Annotated in this window: 17 protein-coding genes; 10 read left to right on the plus strand and 7 right to left on the minus strand. The window is 39.0% G+C overall.

The annotated features are described in order from the left end of the window. Positions 1-6: 6 nt before the first annotated feature. The 3 genes from P20429_RS15350 (at position 7) to P20429_RS15340 (ending at position 3357) form a co-directional block, all read left to right on the plus strand. Positions 7-1347 (plus strand): DUF1501 domain-containing protein, encoded by a 1341-nt coding sequence (locus tag P20429_RS15350; RefSeq protein ID WP_007581235.1) that lies wholly within the window; start codon positions 7-9, stop codon positions 1345-1347. 106 nt (positions 1348-1453) lie between these two features. Next, a complete protein-coding gene (locus P20429_RS15345; protein WP_007581237.1) occupies positions 1454-2167 on the plus strand; it encodes a DUF1499 domain-containing protein in 714 nt (237 codons plus the stop codon). A gap of 143 nt (positions 2168-2310) precedes the next feature. Then, on the plus strand, positions 2311-3357 hold the full coding sequence (locus tag P20429_RS15340) for an NAD(P)-dependent alcohol dehydrogenase (protein WP_007581239.1): 1047 nt from the start codon (positions 2311-2313) through the stop codon (positions 3355-3357). 390 nt (positions 3358-3747) lie between these two features. Here P20429_RS15340 and P20429_RS15335 read toward each other — a convergent pair whose 3' ends face one another. Next, positions 3748-4953 carry an MFS transporter gene (locus P20429_RS15335; RefSeq protein WP_007581242.1) on the minus strand — a complete coding sequence of 402 codons (1206 nt, stop codon included), beginning with the start codon at positions 4951-4953 and terminating at the stop codon, positions 3748-3750. A gap of 360 nt (positions 4954-5313) precedes the next feature. Here P20429_RS15335 and P20429_RS15330 point away from each other — a divergent pair, with 360 nt between their 5' ends. From P20429_RS15330 to P20429_RS15320, 3 genes are all read left to right on the plus strand, one after another. Beyond that, a complete protein-coding gene (locus P20429_RS15330) occupies positions 5314-6612 on the plus strand; it encodes a PAS domain-containing methyl-accepting chemotaxis protein (RefSeq protein ID WP_007581244.1) in 1299 nt (432 codons plus the stop codon). Between the two features lie 154 nt (positions 6613-6766). After that, the gene (locus P20429_RS15325; protein WP_007581246.1) at positions 6767-8932 is read left to right on the plus strand and encodes a TonB-dependent receptor; all 2166 of its coding nucleotides are present in this window, start codon (positions 6767-6769) and stop codon (positions 8930-8932) included. Between the two features lie 211 nt (positions 8933-9143). After that, positions 9144-10106, plus strand: a complete 963-nt coding sequence (locus P20429_RS15320; protein WP_007581248.1) for a TDT family transporter — start codon at positions 9144-9146, stop codon at positions 10104-10106. Positions 10107-10108: 2 nt separating this feature from the next. Here P20429_RS15320 and P20429_RS15315 read toward each other — a convergent pair whose 3' ends face one another. Continuing rightward, positions 10109-10300 carry a DUF2986 domain-containing protein gene (locus P20429_RS15315; protein WP_007581250.1) on the minus strand — a complete coding sequence of 64 codons (192 nt, stop codon included), beginning with the start codon at positions 10298-10300 and terminating at the stop codon, positions 10109-10111. Between the two features lie 137 nt (positions 10301-10437). Here P20429_RS15315 and P20429_RS15310 point away from each other — a divergent pair, with 137 nt between their 5' ends. Next, entirely contained in the window at positions 10438-11925 is a 1488-nt protein-coding gene (locus P20429_RS15310) for a dipeptidase (RefSeq protein WP_007581252.1), read from the plus strand. Positions 11926-11995: 70 nt separating this feature from the next. Here the strand turns inward: P20429_RS15310 and P20429_RS15305 are convergent, their stop codons facing one another. Continuing rightward, a complete protein-coding gene (locus P20429_RS15305; protein ID WP_007581254.1) occupies positions 11996-12781 on the minus strand; it encodes a putative porin in 786 nt (261 codons plus the stop codon). Positions 12782-12895: 114 nt separating this feature from the next. Next, positions 12896-13663 (minus strand): EAL domain-containing protein, encoded by a 768-nt coding sequence (locus tag P20429_RS15300; protein WP_007581257.1) that lies wholly within the window; start codon positions 13661-13663, stop codon positions 12896-12898. A 218-nt stretch (positions 13664-13881) separates the two neighbouring features. Between P20429_RS15300 and P20429_RS15295 the strand changes: the two genes are divergently transcribed. Continuing rightward, a complete protein-coding gene (locus P20429_RS15295) occupies positions 13882-14067 on the plus strand; it encodes a 2TM domain-containing protein (protein WP_007581259.1) in 186 nt (61 codons plus the stop codon). A gap of 108 nt (positions 14068-14175) precedes the next feature. On the opposite strand, the gene P20429_RS15290 is transcribed toward P20429_RS15295, so the two are convergent. From P20429_RS15290 to P20429_RS15285, 3 genes are all read right to left on the minus strand, one after another. Further along, positions 14176-14613, minus strand: coding sequence for an OsmC family protein (locus tag P20429_RS15290; RefSeq protein ID WP_007581262.1), 438 nt, complete (start codon positions 14611-14613; stop codon positions 14176-14178). Positions 14614-14737: 124 nt separating this feature from the next. Then, the gene (locus tag P20429_RS20245) at positions 14738-14878 is read right to left on the minus strand and encodes a DUF2256 domain-containing protein (RefSeq protein WP_002958154.1); all 141 of its coding nucleotides are present in this window, start codon (positions 14876-14878) and stop codon (positions 14738-14740) included. A gap of 2 nt (positions 14879-14880) precedes the next feature. Continuing rightward, complete coding sequence (locus P20429_RS15285; protein ID WP_007581265.1) at positions 14881-16404, minus strand: cryptochrome/deoxyribodipyrimidine photo-lyase family protein; 1524 nt, start codon at positions 16402-16404, stop codon at positions 14881-14883. 120 nt (positions 16405-16524) lie between these two features. Between P20429_RS15285 and P20429_RS15280 the strand changes: the two genes are divergently transcribed. Then, complete coding sequence (locus P20429_RS15280; RefSeq protein WP_007581267.1) at positions 16525-17133, plus strand: flavin reductase family protein; 609 nt, start codon at positions 16525-16527, stop codon at positions 17131-17133. Between the two features lie 298 nt (positions 17134-17431). Continuing rightward, on the plus strand, positions 17432-19087 hold the full coding sequence (locus tag P20429_RS15275) for a YHYH protein (protein ID WP_007581269.1): 1656 nt from the start codon (positions 17432-17434) through the stop codon (positions 19085-19087). Positions 19088-19094 lie beyond the last annotated feature (7 nt).

Genomic DNA, 19094 nt, shown 5'->3' on the forward strand with positions numbered 1-19094 from the left:
CGCATAATGAGCATTAATAGAAGAGAGTTTTTGTCGTTATGTGTAAAAGGCAGTGTATCGGCTGCCGCGTTAACGAGCCTGCAATTACAAGCATTAACTGGAGCGACTAATGCAGTTGAGCTAGGAGATTACAAAGCATTAGTGTGTGTGTATTTATATGGAGGGAATGATTCGTTAAATATGCTAGTTCCGCTTGAAGGCGAGCAACGTAGTGTTTACGAGAAAAGTAGGCAGAACCTGGCTGTAGAGAGCCCACTTGAGTTAAGTATTAAAAGCCAGTTTGCCGGTGGAGTCGGTATTCATCCCTCACTTGAACCTATACAAAATGTGTTTGAATCTCAAAATTTAGCATTTATAGGTGGGGTCGGTACTTTACTCGCTCCCACAACATTGAGTGACTATAAAAATAAAACAATAGGTTTGCCTAAGCATTTGTTCTCGCATAACGATCAGCAAGCTGCATGGATGTATGGTCGAGAAAAACAATCACTTAATAGCGGGTGGGGCGCACGACTTTTAGAACGTTTAGAGCTACAAGATGAGTTTGCAGCTAATGTATCACTCGACGGTACTAATTTATGGCAAACGGGAAGTGCTAGCAATGCATTTGCGCTTAACAAAAGTGGCATTAGTAGTATTAACGCGTTTGGAGGGTATCAACCTCGTAGTGAGCACGTAACTTCTATTATGAACCGCTTACTAGGCAATACAAGCCATCCGTTAAGTACAGCTTATGCCAATGGCTTAACAAGTGCGATAAATAACACTCAAGCAATGAACAGCGCGTTAGAAAGCGCGCCTGCACTTATTACCCCATTTAGCGATAATAGTCTTAGTGAGCAATTTGCAGCAGTCGCTAAAACAATTAGCGTACAGGCAAGATTGAGCACTCAGCGCCAAGTGTTTTTTGTTTCTATGGGGGGGTATGATACGCACGATAACCAATTAACAACGCACCCTGCTTTACTAAATACGTTAGCTCAAGGGTTAAGTGAATTTGATAGCGCGATGAAAGAGCTTGATATGGCAGATAAAGTGACTGCGTTTACTATGTCTGATTTTGGTCGCACGTTGACCTCAAATGGCGATGGCACTGACCATGGTTGGGCAGGGAACCAAATAGTAATGGGCGGCGCAGTAAAAGGCGGCAATATATATGGCGAGCTACTAACTCAACATTTGGATGGCCCACAAGATACCGGTGGCGGGCGTTTAATTCCAAGTGTTGCTAATGAGCAGTACTTTGCCACACTGGCTCAGTGGTTTGGTGTGCCAAGCTCTGAGCTTGTTGATATCTTTCCAAACTTGAGTAACTTTGATCACACAACATTGGACTTTTTTGTGTAATTAGTCGCTAATAGTAATCTAAAAGCACTTGTTAGTAGTATAAGCTACCGGTTGATAGTGCTTATCTGTTTTAATAATAAAAATCACACAATATAGGAATCATAAAATGAAAGTTTTAGTGAGCTTAGTTAGTTTAATCGCTTTTTTACTCGTCATACTGCCGGGGCCTTTGTATAAATTTGGTATTGTAGAACTGAAGGTTGCGTTTACGGGATTTAGATTTGGCGTTTACGCTGGTGGCGCTGCATTGGTGCTACTTATAATACAAGCGCTATTTATGCGTAAAACGTTAACGCTAAGTAGTGGTGTTATTGCACTTGTATTTTCGGTTGTGGCCATTGCTATGCCACTTAATATGATGAACAAGGCTGAAGGCGTACCGGCAATTCATGACATTTCAACTGATTTAGTTAATCCACCAAAATTTGTAGCAATTGCACCACTGCGTGCAAATGCATCTAACCCAGTAGAATACGCGGGTGAAGAAACGGCAGTACAGCAACGCAAAGCATACCCTGAGCTGGTAACTTTAAGCTTTGCACAATCTAAAGCCGATTTAATGACAGCAAGCGAACAAGCAGTTAAAAATCTTGGCTTTGCATTGGTAAGTGCAAATACGGCTACAGGTATTGTGGAAGCTACCGATACAACAACGTGGTTTGGTTTTAAAGACGATGTGGTTATTCGTATTAAAGATGAAGGCAGCCAACGTTTTGTTGATATTCGTAGTAAGTCGCGAGTAGGGCGTAGTGATTTAGGAAAAAATGCAGAGCGCATTCATTCAATTATTAATGAATTAAACAGCTTACTTGCAAAATAATTAAATTTAGCTCCCTAGTCCTAACGATTAAGCCCAAACACTGTTTGGGCTTTTTTTGTGCCTATTTTATATTGTCAGGTTCTATTCACAGGCTATGTACTATGCTGTTGATGATTTAAATTTTTAACCACTATGGAGTTATTATGAAAACAGTAGGATATGCAGCAAAAAGCCAAGGTTCTGAATTGACAGAGTTTTCTTTTGAGCGCCGCGATTTACGAAATAACGATGTAGAAATTGAAATTTTATACTGTGGTGTGTGCCATTCAGATTTACACGCCGTACGAAATGATTGGGGTGGCAGTGACTACCCATTAGTACCTGGGCATGAAATTGTTGGTAAAGTTATGTCGGTAGGTAGCGACGTTAAAAAATACAAGCAAGGCGACACGGTTGCTGTTGGTTGTATGGTTGATTCGTGCCAAAGCTGCGATCAATGTGATAACGATGAAGAGCAATTTTGCCGCGAAGGTATGATTGGTACTTACGCAGGCAAAGACCGCATTAGTGGTGAAATGACCCAAGGTGGGTATTCTAAACATGTTGTTGTACGCGAAGAATTCGTACTTTCCGTACCAGAAAATTTAGACCTTTCTCGCGTAGCACCGCTACTTTGTGCAGGTATTACTACTTACTCGCCACTTCATAAATGGGGCGTAAAAAAAGGTAGCCGTGTTGGTGTTGTTGGTCTAGGCGGACTTGGCCATATGGCCGTTAAAAATGCAGTTGCAATGGGCGCAAGCGTTACGGTAATTGGCCGTAGTGAGTCTAAAAAAGATGATGCGGTTAAATTGGGTGCTCAGCATTACTTAGTGTCATCTAATGATGACGAAATGAAAGACTCGCAATCTGCCTTTGACGTCATTATAGATACGGTACCTGTAAAACATGATTTATCTATTTACACACCACTACTTGATGTAGATGGTACTTTAGTTATTGTAGGCCAAGTTGGTCCTGTAGATGAGCTAAGCACGGTGCCATTATTAATGGGTCGCCGTCGTATTGCAGGCTCACTTATTGGTGGTATTGCACAGACGCAACAAATGCTCGACTTTTGTGGTGAAAATAACGTGCTACCTGAGTGCGAAATGATCAACATTGACGAAATTAACACTGCATACGAGCGTATGGAAAAGTCAGACGTACGATACCGCTTTGTTATTGATATGGCATCGTTAAACGCTTAATTTACTAAGGCCTGTTTATCTTTCGAGGTTAAATTTGCAGCAGACTGTTTGGTATTTAGGCAAGGCAGAGCCTATGTAGTGTGGTTATTCCCCGTAAGTAGGCGATAACGCAGCATAAATGCCAAACATGCGCTGCCCTTTGGGTTCTTTCTAGGGGCAATTTACTCTTTGTTGCTCGGTTTTTACTTATTCTTACATGGATGTAAGCCAGTAGAATAACGCAGGAGCAGTTATCGAGCCCACTAGGTTACAAACCTCATGCCGCGATTAAATCGCCCCTAGATTGAACAAATTTTGAACCTGAAAGGTCAACAGGCCCTAGGTAAATTAAAAATAAAAGAGCCGCTAATTAGCGGCTCTTTTTGTATTTTAAATTAATCTGAACTCAAGTTAATTAGTAGCTTGCGCTGTTGGTTGCTGTTTATTTAGTTGTAAGTAACTTAGTAGCCACATACCCAAACCACCTAAAAATAATGCAGCTGCTACGTAACCTGTTTGATTAGGTGCAGCACCCTGTGCTATTGCAATTCCACCGACCCAAGGGCCTATAGCATTGGCAGTATTAAATGCGCACTGTACTAAGGCACCAATCATAGCGTGGCCTTCGGGTGCAACGTCCATTAAAAGCGTTTGAATCAGCGTAGCCAAGCCCACACTGCAACCAATAAAGAAGATCACTGCATAAAGAGCCCAAATATTATGGCTTGCCGTTACATAAGCAAAGGCAAATACAATGGTACATACAAGCGCAAGGCCAGTCGTTTTAATTGCTGATTTATCGGCTGCTTTACCCAGTACATAGTTACCGAGCGTACAACCAATACCAAACATTACCATTGCGATAGAAATAGTATATGGGGCTGTTTTTGTTACCACTAAGATGGTGTCGGCAATGTAAGTATAAATACAAAATACCCCGCCAAAGCCAATAATTACAATACCCAAAATAGACCAAACCAGTTTGTTTTTAAGTACGCCAAACTCGTTTAGTAAGTTAGAAGGCTTAGCGTTATCTATATTAGGCACTACTTTATAAACAAAAATAAAAGCAATAAATGCAAGCACTGCAGCGCCGGCTAAACAATACCGCCAACTAAGGTTTTGACCCACAAGTGTTACAACAGGCACACCAACAATAGTGGCCACAGTTAAACCCATAAACACCTTAGACATAAAGCTAGCACGCTTACCTTTTGGGGCAATATCCGATGCTAATAAAATAGCCGCGCCAAAATATGCACCATGAGGTAAACCACTTAAAAATCTAAATATTACAAGCTGCTCAAGCGACGTTGCCATCGCGCTTAATCCGTTTGAGACAAACATTAAGCTTATAAATATGAGCAATGCTTTGCGCTTTCTCATATTAGCAGTGGTAAGCATTAAAATAGGGGCGCCCACTACAACACCAATGGCGTAAGCACTAATTGCATAGCCACTTTGTGATGGCGTTGAGCCAAATGTTTCGCTAATTAGTGGCAGCATAGGCATCATCGAAAACTCAGATAATCCTAAAATAAATGTGCCTAGCGCTAATACGAGTAAAATAGCGGTTCTGTTAAGTTGACTAGATGCCGACGTTACATCTGATGTCATAGATGATCCCTTAAGGTTTAATTTTAAAAATGAAACTGCACAATAGATCTTGAATAGGACATATTATGTGTATGCTTAAATTTTGGTGTGAGAGGGTAGTCTGTGAGGGCGCTATTTTAAGTTAAAAAAAGTACAGAGTCATGCATAAATTAGTGGTTTTATTAGGTTTTTAAAATGTTAATTAGAAGAAAATACTACTTAACATTTATAAAATAAAAAAACTATTTATAAAGCATATATATATAAGATATTAAATATTAGCCGAAAGGTTATTTAAAGCTTATATTTACAGTACAGCTACATATTGATATCACATTAATTTGCTAATTTTTGTACTAATTTACTCCTTAAGGTTTTTATATGTTTGGTATTTCTAAAAGAAACGCAAAAATTGAAGAAATGGAGCTTCAATTAATTCAAAAACAATCTATTTTATCGGCAATTAATAAGCACGTTGCTTATATAGAGTTTACACCTGATGGAATAATATTAGACGCAAACCAGTTGTTTTTAAAAACGATTGGGTATAGCAAAGAGAAAATAATTGGTAAGCATCATCGTATGTTTTGCGAACCTGAATATGCAAAGTCAAACGAATATAGTCAATTTTGGCAAGCATTAAAAACAGGGAATTCTAAAGCAGGCTCGTTTTTAAGGTACAAAGCTAATGGCGATAAGCTTTGGCTTGAGGCAACTTACTTTCCTGTAGAAGAGCGCGGCGTAGTCACCAAAGTTATTAAAATAGCCTCTGATATTACGACCAGTTACATACAAAGAAAAGCGCAAGAAGCTATTGCAAATGCACTCGACAAAGCCTTGGCTACAATAGAGTTTACCCCAGAGGGTAATATTTTAAAGGCGAACCAAAACTTTTTAGCAACAATAGGTTATAGCTTAAAAGACATTGTAGGCAAGCATCATAAAATGTTTTGTACTAAATTGTTTTATGAGAAAAACCCACGCTTTTGGAGTGAATTAGCGCAGGGGCAGTTTAAGTCAGGAAAATTTAAACGTATTGCCGCCGACGGTTCAGAAATTTGGTTAGAAGCAACTTATAACCCAATTTTAGATAGCAAAGGTAATGTAATTAAAATAATTAAGTTTGCATCAAATATTACCGATCGAATTAACAATAACAGTGCAGTGACAGAAGCCGCTGCAATAGCACATGAATCGGCGGTAGCTACTGCTACAACCGCTAAAAAAGGCTCTGAAATACTACAAAACTCTATAGCGAACTCCGACGCCATTGTAAGCCAAGTACTTAAATCGGTAGATTTAATAAAAAATCTTAATGAACAGTCTGCGGTCATAGGCTCCATTGTTTCGACAATTAGCAGCATTGCGGATCAAACTAATTTACTGGCACTTAATGCCGCAATAGAAGCAGCGCGTGCTGGTGATTATGGTCGAGGTTTTGCTGTAGTAGCTGATGAAGTAAGGCAGCTTGCAGCCAGCACGAGTCGCTCTACTAATGAAATAGCAAGTGTTGTTAAAAATAACCAAGAGCTCACTAATGATATATCAAAGCAAATAACGTCAGTTTCAGACTCATCAAAACAAGGAAGAGAGCTTATTGCTAATGTGTCTGAGGTCATTAAAGAGATTGAACGTGGAGCCGATATTGTTTCTCAAACGGTAGCTAAGTTAAATACTTAGTTAATTGCATGTTCCTATGTTTAAAGCTGCCTTCTTATGTGCTCAAACACACCTAACAACATTCTAAATTGATAAAGTGCGACAATATGTCGCGCTTTTGCTTTTGCAACTCACACTATAATTACGCCAATTATTACAGTGGCATAAATTAACAATGGTTTATAAAAGCAAAACTCAAAAAACATATTTACTAACTCCTGTCGCACTTTTTATTAGCGGTGTGCTATCTCCTTTTGCATTTGCCGACGATACGCCTTTAGAAGTGATTGAAGTACACGGACATGCTCAAAATAAGCATTTAGCACTTGGTTCGTCAGAATCGTTATTAAGTGATTTAGGTGTCGATTTTTCAGCAGCGGGCGGCGTATCTAACTTACCTATTTTAAATGGTTTAATGGGCGACAGAGTTAAAGTGTTAGTTGATGGTGCAGATGTAACCGCTGCATGCGCTAATCATATGAACCCGCCACTTTCGTATATCTCGGCTAATCAAATTACGTCTTACAATGTGGTTGCAGGCGTGTCGCCAGTAAGCGCGGGCGGGGATAATATTGCCGGTGTAATAAGCGTTAATTCTATTTCACCACAGTATAGCGATAGCAATGAATTAGGTTGGCACTCAGGTTATGTGTCAGCAAAGTACAGTAGCGTTGATAACGGACGTAAACTTGGCGTTGGTGCACGTTTAGCAAGTGACACGTTTAGCCTTAATTATCAGGGTTCGTTTAGTGACGCAGATAGTTATGAAGACGGTAACGGCGATGTAGTATTAGATACATTGTATCGAGCACAAAATCATAGTTTAACCGCAGCTATGCGCGATGATAAACAGCAATTAGTTATAAAGCTAACGCATCAAAAAATCCCGTATCAGGGATTTGCAAATCAGTATATGGATATGACCGATAACACCAGCTACGGTGCAATAGCTCAATACAAACGCTCCTTTGAAAACAGCGAGCTTGAAGGGCAAGTTAACTGGCATAGCGTAAAGCACGAAATGGGTTTTTTCAGTGAAGAAAAAACAGGCATGATGCGAATGAAAACCGATGCACAAGATATAAGTACGCAGCTTAAATGGCGTATTGCGCTTGATAAAAACAGCAGTATTTTACTCGGTCAAGAATATTACAATTACAGTATTGATGATTGGTGGCCAGGTATTGAAGGCTCAACCATGATGGGACCAGGCGATTACGTAAATGTAAATAACGGTAAACGAGAGCGCATAGCGGCATTTGCTGAATTTGAGAGCCAAGTAAATACAAAGTTATGGTTAAACGCAGGCGTACGTATTGAAAGTATTAATACCCACGTTGGAGAGGTTCAATCTTACAACGATGACATGAGCATGACGGATATGGACGATATGAGCGACATGGGTAGTATGGAAAGTATGACCATGAGCGATACGTCTACAGATAATACCATTGCTGCACAGAACTTTAATGCTGGCGACAGAGATAAAACCGACACTATAGTTGATGCTAACTTATTAATTAATTACCAAATAACAAATTATGATGAGCTGCAATTTGGTCTTGCCCGTAAAAACCGAGCACCTAATTTATACGAGCGATATAGTTGGGGTGTAAGTACCATGGCAACCACCATGATTGGTTGGTATGGCGATGGTAATGGCTACATTGGTAATCCTGATTTAGACGTTGAAACAGCGCATACAATAAGTGCTACTTATATTAAATCGGCTAAAGATGATGGTTGGCGATTAAGCACCAATGTTTGGTATACAGATGTGAGTGACTATATTGATGCTGATATTGTAAGAAGCTTCAATAGTTATGATTTGGACAACACTGCGCGTAACATTTTTCAGTTTACTAATGTAGATGCTATTTTGTATGGTGCAAAAATAGATTTAACAGCCAATATTTATGAATCTAAGGATTTAGGTAACTGGCAGTTACACGCTAATGTTGCTAATACGAGAGGCAAGCGCGACGATACTAATCAGCCACTTTATCAAATTAAACCACTGCAAACTCAGCTAGGTATTAGCCAGCAAATAGGTCGATTTGAAAACGCATTATCTTGGCAGTGGGTCGATACTAAAAGCCGTGTAGATAATGATCGTTTTGAAAACCAAACAGACAGCTACAGCCTGGTTAATTTAAGCTCTAAAGCCACATGGGATTCATTAACGCTAAGTGCTGAAGTGAGTAACGTGTTTGATGAGTATTACCAGCTCCCATTAGGTGGTGTAAGTGTTGCGGCACTTAAACAAGATAGCAGCAACGGGTTTGAACAACTTGCTGGGCAGGGTCGTTCATTTAATGTAAGCGTTAGTTACGCGTTCTAACTAAACTAAATTATTAAAAATAAAGCAAAAGCCATAACTGTGTTATGGCTTTTTTTGCGTTTTAATATGTAAGCCGTAAACTTATTTTTATGAAATATTTGTATGCAAAAAGCGTTCTATTAAGCACGCATGTACTAATTTTACAGCGTTATTTTAAGGCAATGCAGTAAAAAGCAGTAACTTGTTCATCACCCAATAATTAGGAAATACAGTGTTTAAGCAATTTAAAAATAAAGTGATGGGTGCGCCAACAGCTATGGCCGGTTTAGCTTTGGGTATTGCTAGTATGGGATGGGCATGGGAAAACGTTTTTAATTTAAACTCCCAAGGGCAATTTTTGGGAGCGGTACTAGCTGGCGTATTAGTTTTACTTTTGGCTGCTAAGTTTTTACTACACCCTCATTTATTAAAAGCCGATTTAGCACACCCAGTTGCAGGAAGTGTGATCCCTACATTTGCAATGGCTAATCTTGTTATTTCAAACTCAGTTGGGCAATTTAATTCATTAGCTGGCGACATTATGTGGGTTTTAGCTTTTGTGCTGCATCTCACATTTTTGGTGAGTTTTTTATACCAGCGAGCAAAAAAGTTTAACTTTGAGGATATGGCGCCCAGCTGGTTTGTGCCGCCAGTGGGGATAATTATTGCAGATGTTACTTTTTCGGGAAATCCGACATTAGCGTGGTTAGCTTATAGCGCACTGGTGATTGGTATATCAACGTACAGTATTATGCTGCCAATTATGTTTTATCGCTTTTTATTAGCATTAAAAAGTGACTACGAAATACAGCCAACACTTGCCATTTTAGCAGCGCCTGCCAGTTTAACATTAGCGGGGTATTTTCATATTGTAGCTAATCCATCACTCTTTATAGTGGGCGCATTATTTATATTAGCGATAATAAAAACACTGATTGTTTATGTGTTATTTATAAAGTTATTACGCAGACCTTTTACGCCTAGCTACGCTGCCTTTACGTTTCCAATGGTTATTGGGGCAACTGCATTATTTAAAATGGCTGATTGGATGCAAAGTATAAACCTCGCAATGCCATATGTAGATACAGTTAATTACTTAGCTACGTTTGAACTTATAGTTGCCTCGGCAGTAGTTGGTTATGTAAGTGGTCGGTACTTTTGCCACTTTAAACTATCAAAGCAACAGGTAACGTAGAGTTACTCTTGGGTTGCCTGTGGCTCATTACTTTCTTGTTCAGCTAGTTTTTCGCGCTCAGCTTTTGACACATAACCAGGTTTGTTGCTTTTATGTAGTTTAGCGTTAGTGCGTTTATCTTTCTTTTGAAATTTAGTGACGATTTTTTTACGACGGTTCACAATTAAATACCCTGTTAATTTTAAGTCGCGCATTATACAGTCATCCTCATAAAAGCTGCTATATAAATATTCAGCTTAAGTTACCTGTGTGTTTAGCGTAAAGAGCTATAAGTAAGCGCTTCATAGCGTTATAATTACCGCTCTTAGTTATTAATTAAATGGGAATTGTTTTGAAAAAGTTAGCTTTAGCCAGTATTGCTTTATTTGCGTTTGGTGCTCATGCGCAGTTAAATAAAAATATTGATAGCGTTGCCGATTACGCAGTAAATACCTACCAAAATGCTCAAATACACACACTAACTAACTTAGTGGCTTTTCCGACCGTTAATAAGAGCGATATTGCCGCTCCTCAAAATCCCGATTTTATTGGCTTTAAAGCACTTTTAAAAATGAAAGCCGCAGAGCTTGGTTTTGACTATCAAGATTTAGGTTACACCGTATTAATAGGTATGGGCGAGCAAAGCGAAAAAGTAACGGTAGTAACCCACGGCGACGTGCAACCTGCTAATGCTAGTAAATGGAAACAAAGTCCTTTTATTATTGATACATCTGAACCGGGAAAATTAGTTGGTCGTGGTACGGAAGACGATAAAGGTGCAATAGCAACAGCGCTTTACGCCATGAAAGCAATTAAAGATAAAGGCATAACGCTTAATAACCGTATTGAGCTGATGATTTATCTTGCTGAGGAGTCTGATTGGGGTCCGCTTACTCAATTTATGAAAACGTATGAACAACCAAAATATGCAGTAACGATTGATGCATCATACCCTGTAGTGGTTGCTGAGAAAGGCTGGAGCTTAATTGCACCTACCTTTAATGCAACATCGCCACAAACGGGTTTATATGTAAAGGACGTAACTGGCGGTGCGTTTAGAAGCCAAATTCCAGAAGATGCCAGCTTAGTACTTCACAATGCAGACGCTGCACTTATTAATACATTAAAAGCAAAAGCCAAGACATTAAATAAAGTTGAGTTTAACTTTAGTGAGCAAAATGATGCCTTAACAATAAGTGTTAAAGGTATGTCAGCGCATTCATCAGAGCCGGAGTCGGGTATAAATGCGATTGCGTATTTAGCTGAGTTATTTAAAGGCGTGGAGCTTGAAAATAACAGTGACGGTGAGCTAATCGACTTTGTGAATCAGTTAATTGGTTTAGATATTCATGGTAAACAGTTTGGCGAAATAGCTTACAAGCACGACTTTATGGGCCCGATGACAGTGGCACCAACCGTTATTGAGCGCGATGGTAATGCGCTAACACTTGCTGTAAATGCACGTCGCCCTATGGGTAAAGACGAAGCTGTATTACAAAAGCAAATTGATGATGCGCTCGCTAATTGGCAAGCCACTAACAATGTAACGCTTGCCAACATAGAAACAATTATTGGCACACCTATGCTGCTTGATAGCGCGCCGCATGCGCAAAAGCTGCTTGATATTTTTAAGCATTTTACGGGCGACGAAAAAGCTGACTTTGTATCAATAGGTGGTGGCACTAACGCAAAGCTGTTTGATAATGCGGTATCGTTTGGTCCTTCAATGCCGGGTAAGCGCTACACAGGTCACTCAGAGCATGAATTTATGACACTTGAGCAACTTGAGCTTAATTTACGTATGTACACAGCGATGATGATAGAGCTAGGTAATATGTAACCTAAAGTTATTTAGAAAATGCCGCCTTGTTTAACTGAACTGACCCAGCAAGGCGGCTTTTTTGTGTTTATTAAAATTGGGCTACAAAGCTAAGATTATATACATCATAGTTATCATTATCAGTGTAATTAGCTGTGAAGTAGTAGCTATCATTAATAAAGTACTTACCTTCAATAACTAAATCAGAGTCGTTTGAGCCAATACCGACTGCAACATGTTTATTAAAGTAATAGTTTGCGAGCACATTAAAAACTGAGTCGTCGCCAACATCTAGGTAGTCAACATTTATAGCAAAATAACTGTCATCGTAAAGATGGGCAAAGTAACGTGATGATAGGTCCCATGACTCTGTTTCATCATCTGTTTCAACAGTAAAACCAATGTAGTCGGTGTCATTAATTTCATGATTATATTGAGCTTTAAATAAATAAACTGTATCGCTATATTCATAATCTAACATACGAACAGATACTTTTAGTGAATCAGCAAATAAGTAACCTAAACCAAGTGAATAGTTGTCGGCATCACCAATATTAGGTAGTTCAAAAGTTGCAAAAGCATTGCCGTAAAAGCCTTCTCCAAAAATACCTTTTCCACTATAACCATCTGAATTAAAATAATTTAAGCCTATATTACTATCTGTATCCAAGTAGCCATAATCATCCCACACACCTGAGTTTTGCTGTTCCTCAAAGTAATAGTGAGTTGATAACCCGTACACATCATCACTGTAATAATCAGAATCAATTTTTGCGTAGTTTATAGAGTTAAACCATTGTTTTGATTCTGACTGCTCGACGTTTGCAGACGCTGTACAGCTAAGTGCGAGTAAAGTGAGTGGCATTAAAAAGCGCATAAGTATCCCTTCTTATAATTAAGTAAATTTGTTACTAGAATGGGTATTATATTTATGAGGTTTTATAAGGCAATTAAATGATTGTAATAAAGTGTTTGGGTATTGTAGATTTTCCTAATTAAAAACGTAGGTTACCTCAGGCAAGTTTTCAAAGCTTGGTTTGGCAAATAAATACCCTTGCATAAGCTCAACACCTGCGTTTTTAAGCCATGTATATTCTTCTACTGTTTCAATCCCTTCAGCCAGTGCGATAATATTTAAATCGCGAAACATATTTAAGCAATGAGTTACTATTAATTGGCGTTTTTTGTCGTTGCTTATATCGCGTATTAGCGCCATATCTAGCTTAATAATATCTGTTTGAAAATCAGCCAGCAGATTTAAACCAGAATAACCTGCACCAAAGTCATCAGTGGCGGTTTTAAATCCGAGAGACTGATAGTAATCAACAATGCGTTTAATGTGTGCGGTGTCTTCTATTTTTTCAACTTCAGTAAATTCAAACATAATATTTTGAATTGGGAAGTTATACTTTTTTGCCGCTTCTAGTGTGGTGCGTATACATCGCTCTGGTTTATAAATAGCATTAGGTAAAAAGTTAATGCTTAGCATTGATGTTATGCCCAGCTTTGAGGCTAGTTGAATGGCTTTAATACGACAAAGCTGATCAAATGCATAGCGGTTGTCTTCATTCACTTTTGAAATGATTGAATAAGCAGACTCGCCATTTAAACCCCTAACTAGTGCCTCATAGCCATAAATAAGATTAGTTTTACAGTTTATAATCGGTTGAAAAGCCATAGAAAAATCAAATTCGAGATCGTTAGCGTCAGCACAGTTACTACACGTAACTTTTTCGCAATCTTTTGATTTTTCGCTCATTTAGCTCATCCTTTTATGTTTATTTGTTTAGGTTAGTTGAGATTAGATTCTAACACAAATAGATTAAAGTATTGTTTTTTATGTTTTTATACATAATAAATAACTATGTAATTAAATGAAAAGTGATGACTAATGTCAGATCACTTAGTGACATTTAGCAGGTGTGTACGCTGCTTATTAAAACAATAATAGCGACATACATTACTTGGAGAATATAAATGAGCAATACAGTGACATTAGGCAAAAAAATTAAAGGATCTTTACTTATTTTAACTTTGCTAAGCGTTATAAATTTACTAACTTCGCCTAGTTATATGTGGGTAGTATGGCCAGCAATTGGGATGGGAATAGGGCTTGTAGTAAGTACTTTGAGTAGGAATAAACCTAAAAATACTTCTTTATAATAAGCAAGCCAAGTAATTACTTGGCTTGCTTAGTAAGGAACTGTCTAAACAGTTAAGTCTAAATAGTTAAGTCTAAATAGTTAAGTCTAAATAGTTAAGTCTAAATATTTAAAATGCTGATTGAAGTGTCGCATCTAGTGATATTTCGGTATTTAAGAGCTTGGAAATAGGGCAGCTCTTTTTGGTTTGCTCACATAAGGCTTGAAACTGCTCGTTTTGAATATCATCAATACGCGCTTTTACCTCAAGGGCAATATGCGTTACTGAAAAACCGTCATCTACTTCATCAAGGCTTACAGTGGCTTTAGTATCAATTTTATCTGCGGTAAAGCCTGCATCACCTAATGCAAGCGAAAGTGCCATACTAAAACATGCACTGTGAGCTGCACCTACTAATTCTTCAGGGTTTGAGCCTGCCTTATCTTCAAAGCGGGTATTAAAACCATAAGGTTGTTTATCAAGCGCGCCACTTTGAGTTGATATGCTACCTTTGCCTGTTTTAATATCGCCAGACCATGTTGAACTAGCCGTTTTTTTAATAGTCATCATCTTCTCCTTGCTTGAGTGTAAGCTTTTCAGGTTAGCTAAGCGTTATTTACAAAATAAACTTATATAAAGCCTTAAAAGCATTAATTACTGATGATGTTGCAAAATAGACGCCAGTTAATTGTTATCCCTGTTTATTTCGCTTACAGCGCTCTGAACAATAAATAACGTTATCCCAGTCGCGCTGCCATTTTTTACGCCACGTAAAAGGTTTATTACAAATAGGGCATATTTTTTGAGGTAAGTTTAGTTTTTTGTGCGCCATGCTTACTTAGCCTTGCTGTTACTTTTAGCATCCGTTTTACTTTTTGTTCGAGTAACTTTTTGAGTACCCCCAACGTGCTTTTTAAGAATCCTCCCTATGGCGCGTTTAACATCGGCTCGCTCACGGTATTGCCATAAGCGCTCGCGTGCTTCTTTTGAGGCCGCTGTTAAATCAAGCATGGGTTCGGGATAATCCTCCCCTAATTTAAAGTCGTTAAAGAGTGCTTCCATTGGAGTTTGCTCCCAAGGTTGGTGTAAATATTCAATAGGGAGTTTTTCAAGCTCGGGGCACCACTTTTTAATAAACGAACCTGTTGGGTCTTGATCTTCTGATTGTTTAATTGGGTTGTAGTGCCTAATGGTGTTAATGCCTGTTACCGAGGCTTGCATTTGAATTTGCGGGTAGTGAATTCCGGGCTCAAAATCTAAAAAGTAATTAGCGAGAGGAAAGCTTGCTTGCTGCCAGCTTATATTTAAATGATGCGTTACAAAGCTTACAAGCATGGCGCGCATTCTAAAGTTTATATAGCCGGTGGCTTTTAAGCAGCGCATGCAAGCGTCAATAATGGGAATACCTGTTTGACCTTGCGCCCAGCGTTCAATATCGTTTTTAACATGTTCATCATCACGATACGGAAATACATGATAACCCGGATTAAGGGCTAAAAACTCCATAGAACATTCGCTCTCAAACTTTTGCATAAAGTGGCAGTGCCAATGCAAGCGCGATACAAACGCAGCAAGCGGGCGCTTCCAGCCTCTTTTGTTAGGGTGTTTTGAATGATATTCATCAATGGCCATTTGATACACTTGCCTAAGGCTAATATTCCCCCACGCTAAATACGGCGAAAGTCGGGAGCAATGTGTTTGGCTTAAACTTGGGCTCGATATTCCTTTTTGATAACCTTTACCGCGCTCGGCAAAAAAGCTCTGCATTACAGTTCGGGCATGCAGCGGGCCACCTTGTTGAAAGCTGTCGTGATCTTGCGTGTAAGCGCTTGGTAGCTCAGGTGTTTGGTAGTTATTGAGGGTAATTGTTTTTATACTCTTCCAATTAGGAACAGCAATAGGTGCTTGCATTGTTTGCTGCCAGCGTTCGTTCCAATTATTACGATTTTTTTTGCCGCGAATAACCGCGCCTGTTTGCGACTCTTGCCAATTAATATGGTTATGCTGGCACCATGCTTTTATTGCTTTATCGCGCTTAAAGGTGTTGTTTAAGCCTATTTCTTGATGGCTAAAAATATTAACTATTTCAAATTGTGCCTTTAACGATTCAAGTAAATCGCTCATATTTAAATTAAAGATATAAACACAGGCGTTAAAACGCGCTAGCTGATTATTTAACTCAACTATTGATTGATACACAAAGCGCCAGTGCCGGTCATTGTAGTGTGCATCTTCGAGCAATAATGGCTCAAAGTTATAAAGTAATAGGGTAGGTAAGCCATTACTGAATGCATTTTTTAATGGTTGATGATCGCTAAGACGCAAATCACGTTTAAACCACACGATGTTTATTTTCATATAATTTGTTTATTGCTTTAAATAGAGATAAAAATTAGCTTGTTATTTAACTGAGTCAGCCAAACCTATACGTAACCAACTTGAATTAAGATTTAGTTTTAATGTATTAAAAGGAAAAGTATGTTTTTAGATTTAACTGTAAATAAAGAGCTTAATGTTTATTCGTATTTAGTTGGCGGGATCAGCCCTCGTCCAATTGCATGGATAAGTACATTAAGTAGCGACGGTGTGGCTAATATTGCTCCTTACTCATTTTTTACAGTAGCGAGTTGTAACCCACCAGTATTGAGTGTGACGCAAGTAAATCCACGCGATAAACCAAGTAAAGATACATTAATTAACTTATTAGCGACTAAAGAATGTGTGATTAACATTGTGAGTCATGAGCAGGTTGAAAAAATGAATCAAAGCTGTGCTAATTATCCTAGTGATGTTAGTGAGTTTGATGCTGCAAATATAACTAAAATTGATAGCCAAATGGTCGCAGTGCCGAGTGTTGCTGATTCAAAAGTACGCTATGAGTGTAAGCTACGTGAAGTTATTACTATTTCAAGCGAGCCAGGTGGCGGGCAAATGATGTTGTTAGACATAGTGGGTATTTGTGTTGACGATGAGGTGTTTGTTGACGGTTATATTGACCCAACACTTTTAGATGCGGTAGGTAGAATGGGTGGGGATTATTATGCAACCACTAAAGACAAATTTGTACTTAAACGACCACAAATTTAGGGCGTGTTGATCTTTGTGGATTGAAATTTGTTCAATCTAGGGGCGATTTAATCGCGGCGCGAGGTTTGTAACCTAGTGGGCTAAGTAAAAACCGAGCAACAAAGAGTCAATCGTCCCTAGAAAGAACCCAAAGGGCAGCGCATGTTTGGTCTTTATGCTGCGTTATCGCCTATTTATGGGGAATAACCACAGTTCATAGGCTCTGCCTTGCCTAAAAACCAAACATACTGCTGCAAATTCAACCACCAAAGATCAACACGCCCTAGTCTTATGTTTATTCTTCCTTAGTTTGTGCACATTGTTTGCACTTTTACTTGTTAACTTTGTTTTATTAAACGTTAAAGTAAAGGTTCAAACATTGAAAACACTTCTTAAAACAAAAGCCGCTAATGCAACTAAGTTATTTGCGTTAAGTGCGCTTTGTATCGCTTTAAGCGCATGTAATAGCGATTCAACAAGTACTGCAACAGACGGCGAGACAGTCAGTAATAGTGCTCCAACGGTTGATGCTGGTATTGACCAAACTGTTAATGCGGGCGATACCGTTTATTTAAGTTCAACAGTTGAAGATGATGGCGAAGTATCTGTTAGCTGGTCACAAACATCAGGCACTACCGTTAGCTTATCTTCAAGTACTGCAACGTCTACTGAGTTTGTTGCACCTGAAGTTTTAACCGATGAAGCACTTGTATTTGAAATCAGTGGAGATGACGGCACAAACGATGTCGTTGTAGATACCGTTATAGTTAATGTTATTGCTTCATCAGACTCAGATACAGTTGATAATAGTGCAAAACTTACCAGCTGGTTAATTAACAACGATACAACCTCTACTTATATACAAAACAATGGCGCAGTGGTTGAAGATGTTCAATCAGTTGAGGTTGTTACTGTTTCTGAGGAAGATGCTGACGTTGAATACATGTATGTGCAAACAACTGACATTCCTAAATATGACGTAACGCTTACACAAGACCAAGTAGACGCGTTAAATAACCGCCCGCGTGCAGCTACCGATTTTTATAACGGTGTAACCTCAGCAGCAGTAGGGCAAACCATTTCGTTTGGTGAAGATATTGGCTATAACAGCAGCACTGAAAACTGTGATGACACAGGCGGCGCAGGCTATTGGCCTCCAGGACCAGGTTGCCCGACAGAACAAACAGTTGAGGCGTATTTTCCGATAACACCTACCGATTTATCTGACACTGAAACTTGTGAAACAGGTTTAGGTACAGTTGGCTTAATGGTTAATGGCACCAGTATATTTAACTGGGGCGATGGTATGAGCTACGGTAATAATATTTGGTATACATTAGCGCCAATTGCAGAGCAATACGATGTTGATGTGTGTGGCGGACATGCTGCTAATGGTGAATATCATCACCATTTTTACACGAGTTGCTTAGCTGATTTACTTGAAGATGATGGCGATGCGCATTCACCTATTTATGGGTTTGCAGCTGATGGTTATCCACTTTATGGTCCTTATGAAAGTAACGGTCAACTTGCATTAAGTGGCTGGGAAATGCGTGATTATGGCGCGTCAGAAAGTGAAGGTGGTTGTGGTACTGAGGGCGAGCGAAGCTGTACTTTAGTCGATCAATACGACGTTAGCCTAGGCACACAAACAAGTGATGCAGGTCCTGCTATTGGCGCAGAAGTGACTACGCTTTCAGGTAATACATTAAATGCCGACGATGGTTATTACTTTGAAGACTTCTACTATGCACAAAAAACAGTAACCGGTGCACAGTTAGATGAGCATAACGGCCACGATACTAACGATGGCAAAGGTTATCACTACCATATAACACTAACGCTAGACAGCGATGGTAAATTACAGCCTTCTTTCCCTTATCAAATTGGGCCTCGTTTTAAAGGTCAATTAGCTGATAATTCAATTGGTCGCTGTGATACGGGCGAAACAATGGGTCCACCACCAAGAGGCTAAGGAGTAA

Origin of the sequence: Pseudoalteromonas sp. BSi20429, assembly GCF_000238895.1 — a bacterium.
Taxonomy (GTDB): Bacteria; Pseudomonadota; Gammaproteobacteria; order Enterobacterales; family Alteromonadaceae; genus Pseudoalteromonas; species Pseudoalteromonas arctica.

Excerpts from the sequence above, each read along its gene's own strand:
- P20429_RS15350 (WP_007581235.1), top strand. The coding sequence starts at position 7 with ATGAGCATTAATAGAAGAGAGTTTTTGTCGTTATGTGTAAAAGGCAGT.
- P20429_RS15345 (WP_007581237.1), top strand. The coding sequence starts at position 1,454 with ATGAAAGTTTTAGTGAGCTTAGTTAGTTTAATCGCTTTTTTACTCGTC.
- P20429_RS15340 (WP_007581239.1), top strand. The coding sequence starts at position 2,311 with ATGAAAACAGTAGGATATGCAGCAAAAAGCCAAGGTTCTGAATTGACA.
- P20429_RS15335 (WP_007581242.1), bottom strand. The coding sequence starts at position 4,953 with ATGACATCAGATGTAACGTCGGCATCTAGTCAACTTAACAGAACCGCT.
- P20429_RS15330 (WP_007581244.1), top strand. The coding sequence starts at position 5,314 with ATGTTTGGTATTTCTAAAAGAAACGCAAAAATTGAAGAAATGGAGCTT.
- P20429_RS15325 (WP_007581246.1), top strand. The coding sequence starts at position 6,767 with ATGGTTTATAAAAGCAAAACTCAAAAAACATATTTACTAACTCCTGTC.
- P20429_RS15315 (WP_007581250.1), bottom strand. The coding sequence starts at position 10,300 with ATGCGCGACTTAAAATTAACAGGGTATTTAATTGTGAACCGTCGTAAA.
- P20429_RS15305 (WP_007581254.1), bottom strand. The coding sequence starts at position 12,781 with ATGCGCTTTTTAATGCCACTCACTTTACTCGCACTTAGCTGTACAGCG.
- P20429_RS15300 (WP_007581257.1), bottom strand. The coding sequence starts at position 13,663 with ATGAGCGAAAAATCAAAAGATTGCGAAAAAGTTACGTGTAGTAACTGT.
- P20429_RS15295 (WP_007581259.1), top strand. The coding sequence starts at position 13,882 with ATGAGCAATACAGTGACATTAGGCAAAAAAATTAAAGGATCTTTACTT.
- P20429_RS15290 (WP_007581262.1), bottom strand. The coding sequence starts at position 14,613 with ATGACTATTAAAAAAACGGCTAGTTCAACATGGTCTGGCGATATTAAA.
- P20429_RS20245 (WP_002958154.1), bottom strand. The coding sequence starts at position 14,878 with ATGGCGCACAAAAAACTAAACTTACCTCAAAAAATATGCCCTATTTGT.
- P20429_RS15285 (WP_007581265.1), bottom strand. The coding sequence starts at position 16,404 with ATGAAAATAAACATCGTGTGGTTTAAACGTGATTTGCGTCTTAGCGAT.
- P20429_RS15280 (WP_007581267.1), top strand. The coding sequence starts at position 16,525 with ATGTTTTTAGATTTAACTGTAAATAAAGAGCTTAATGTTTATTCGTAT.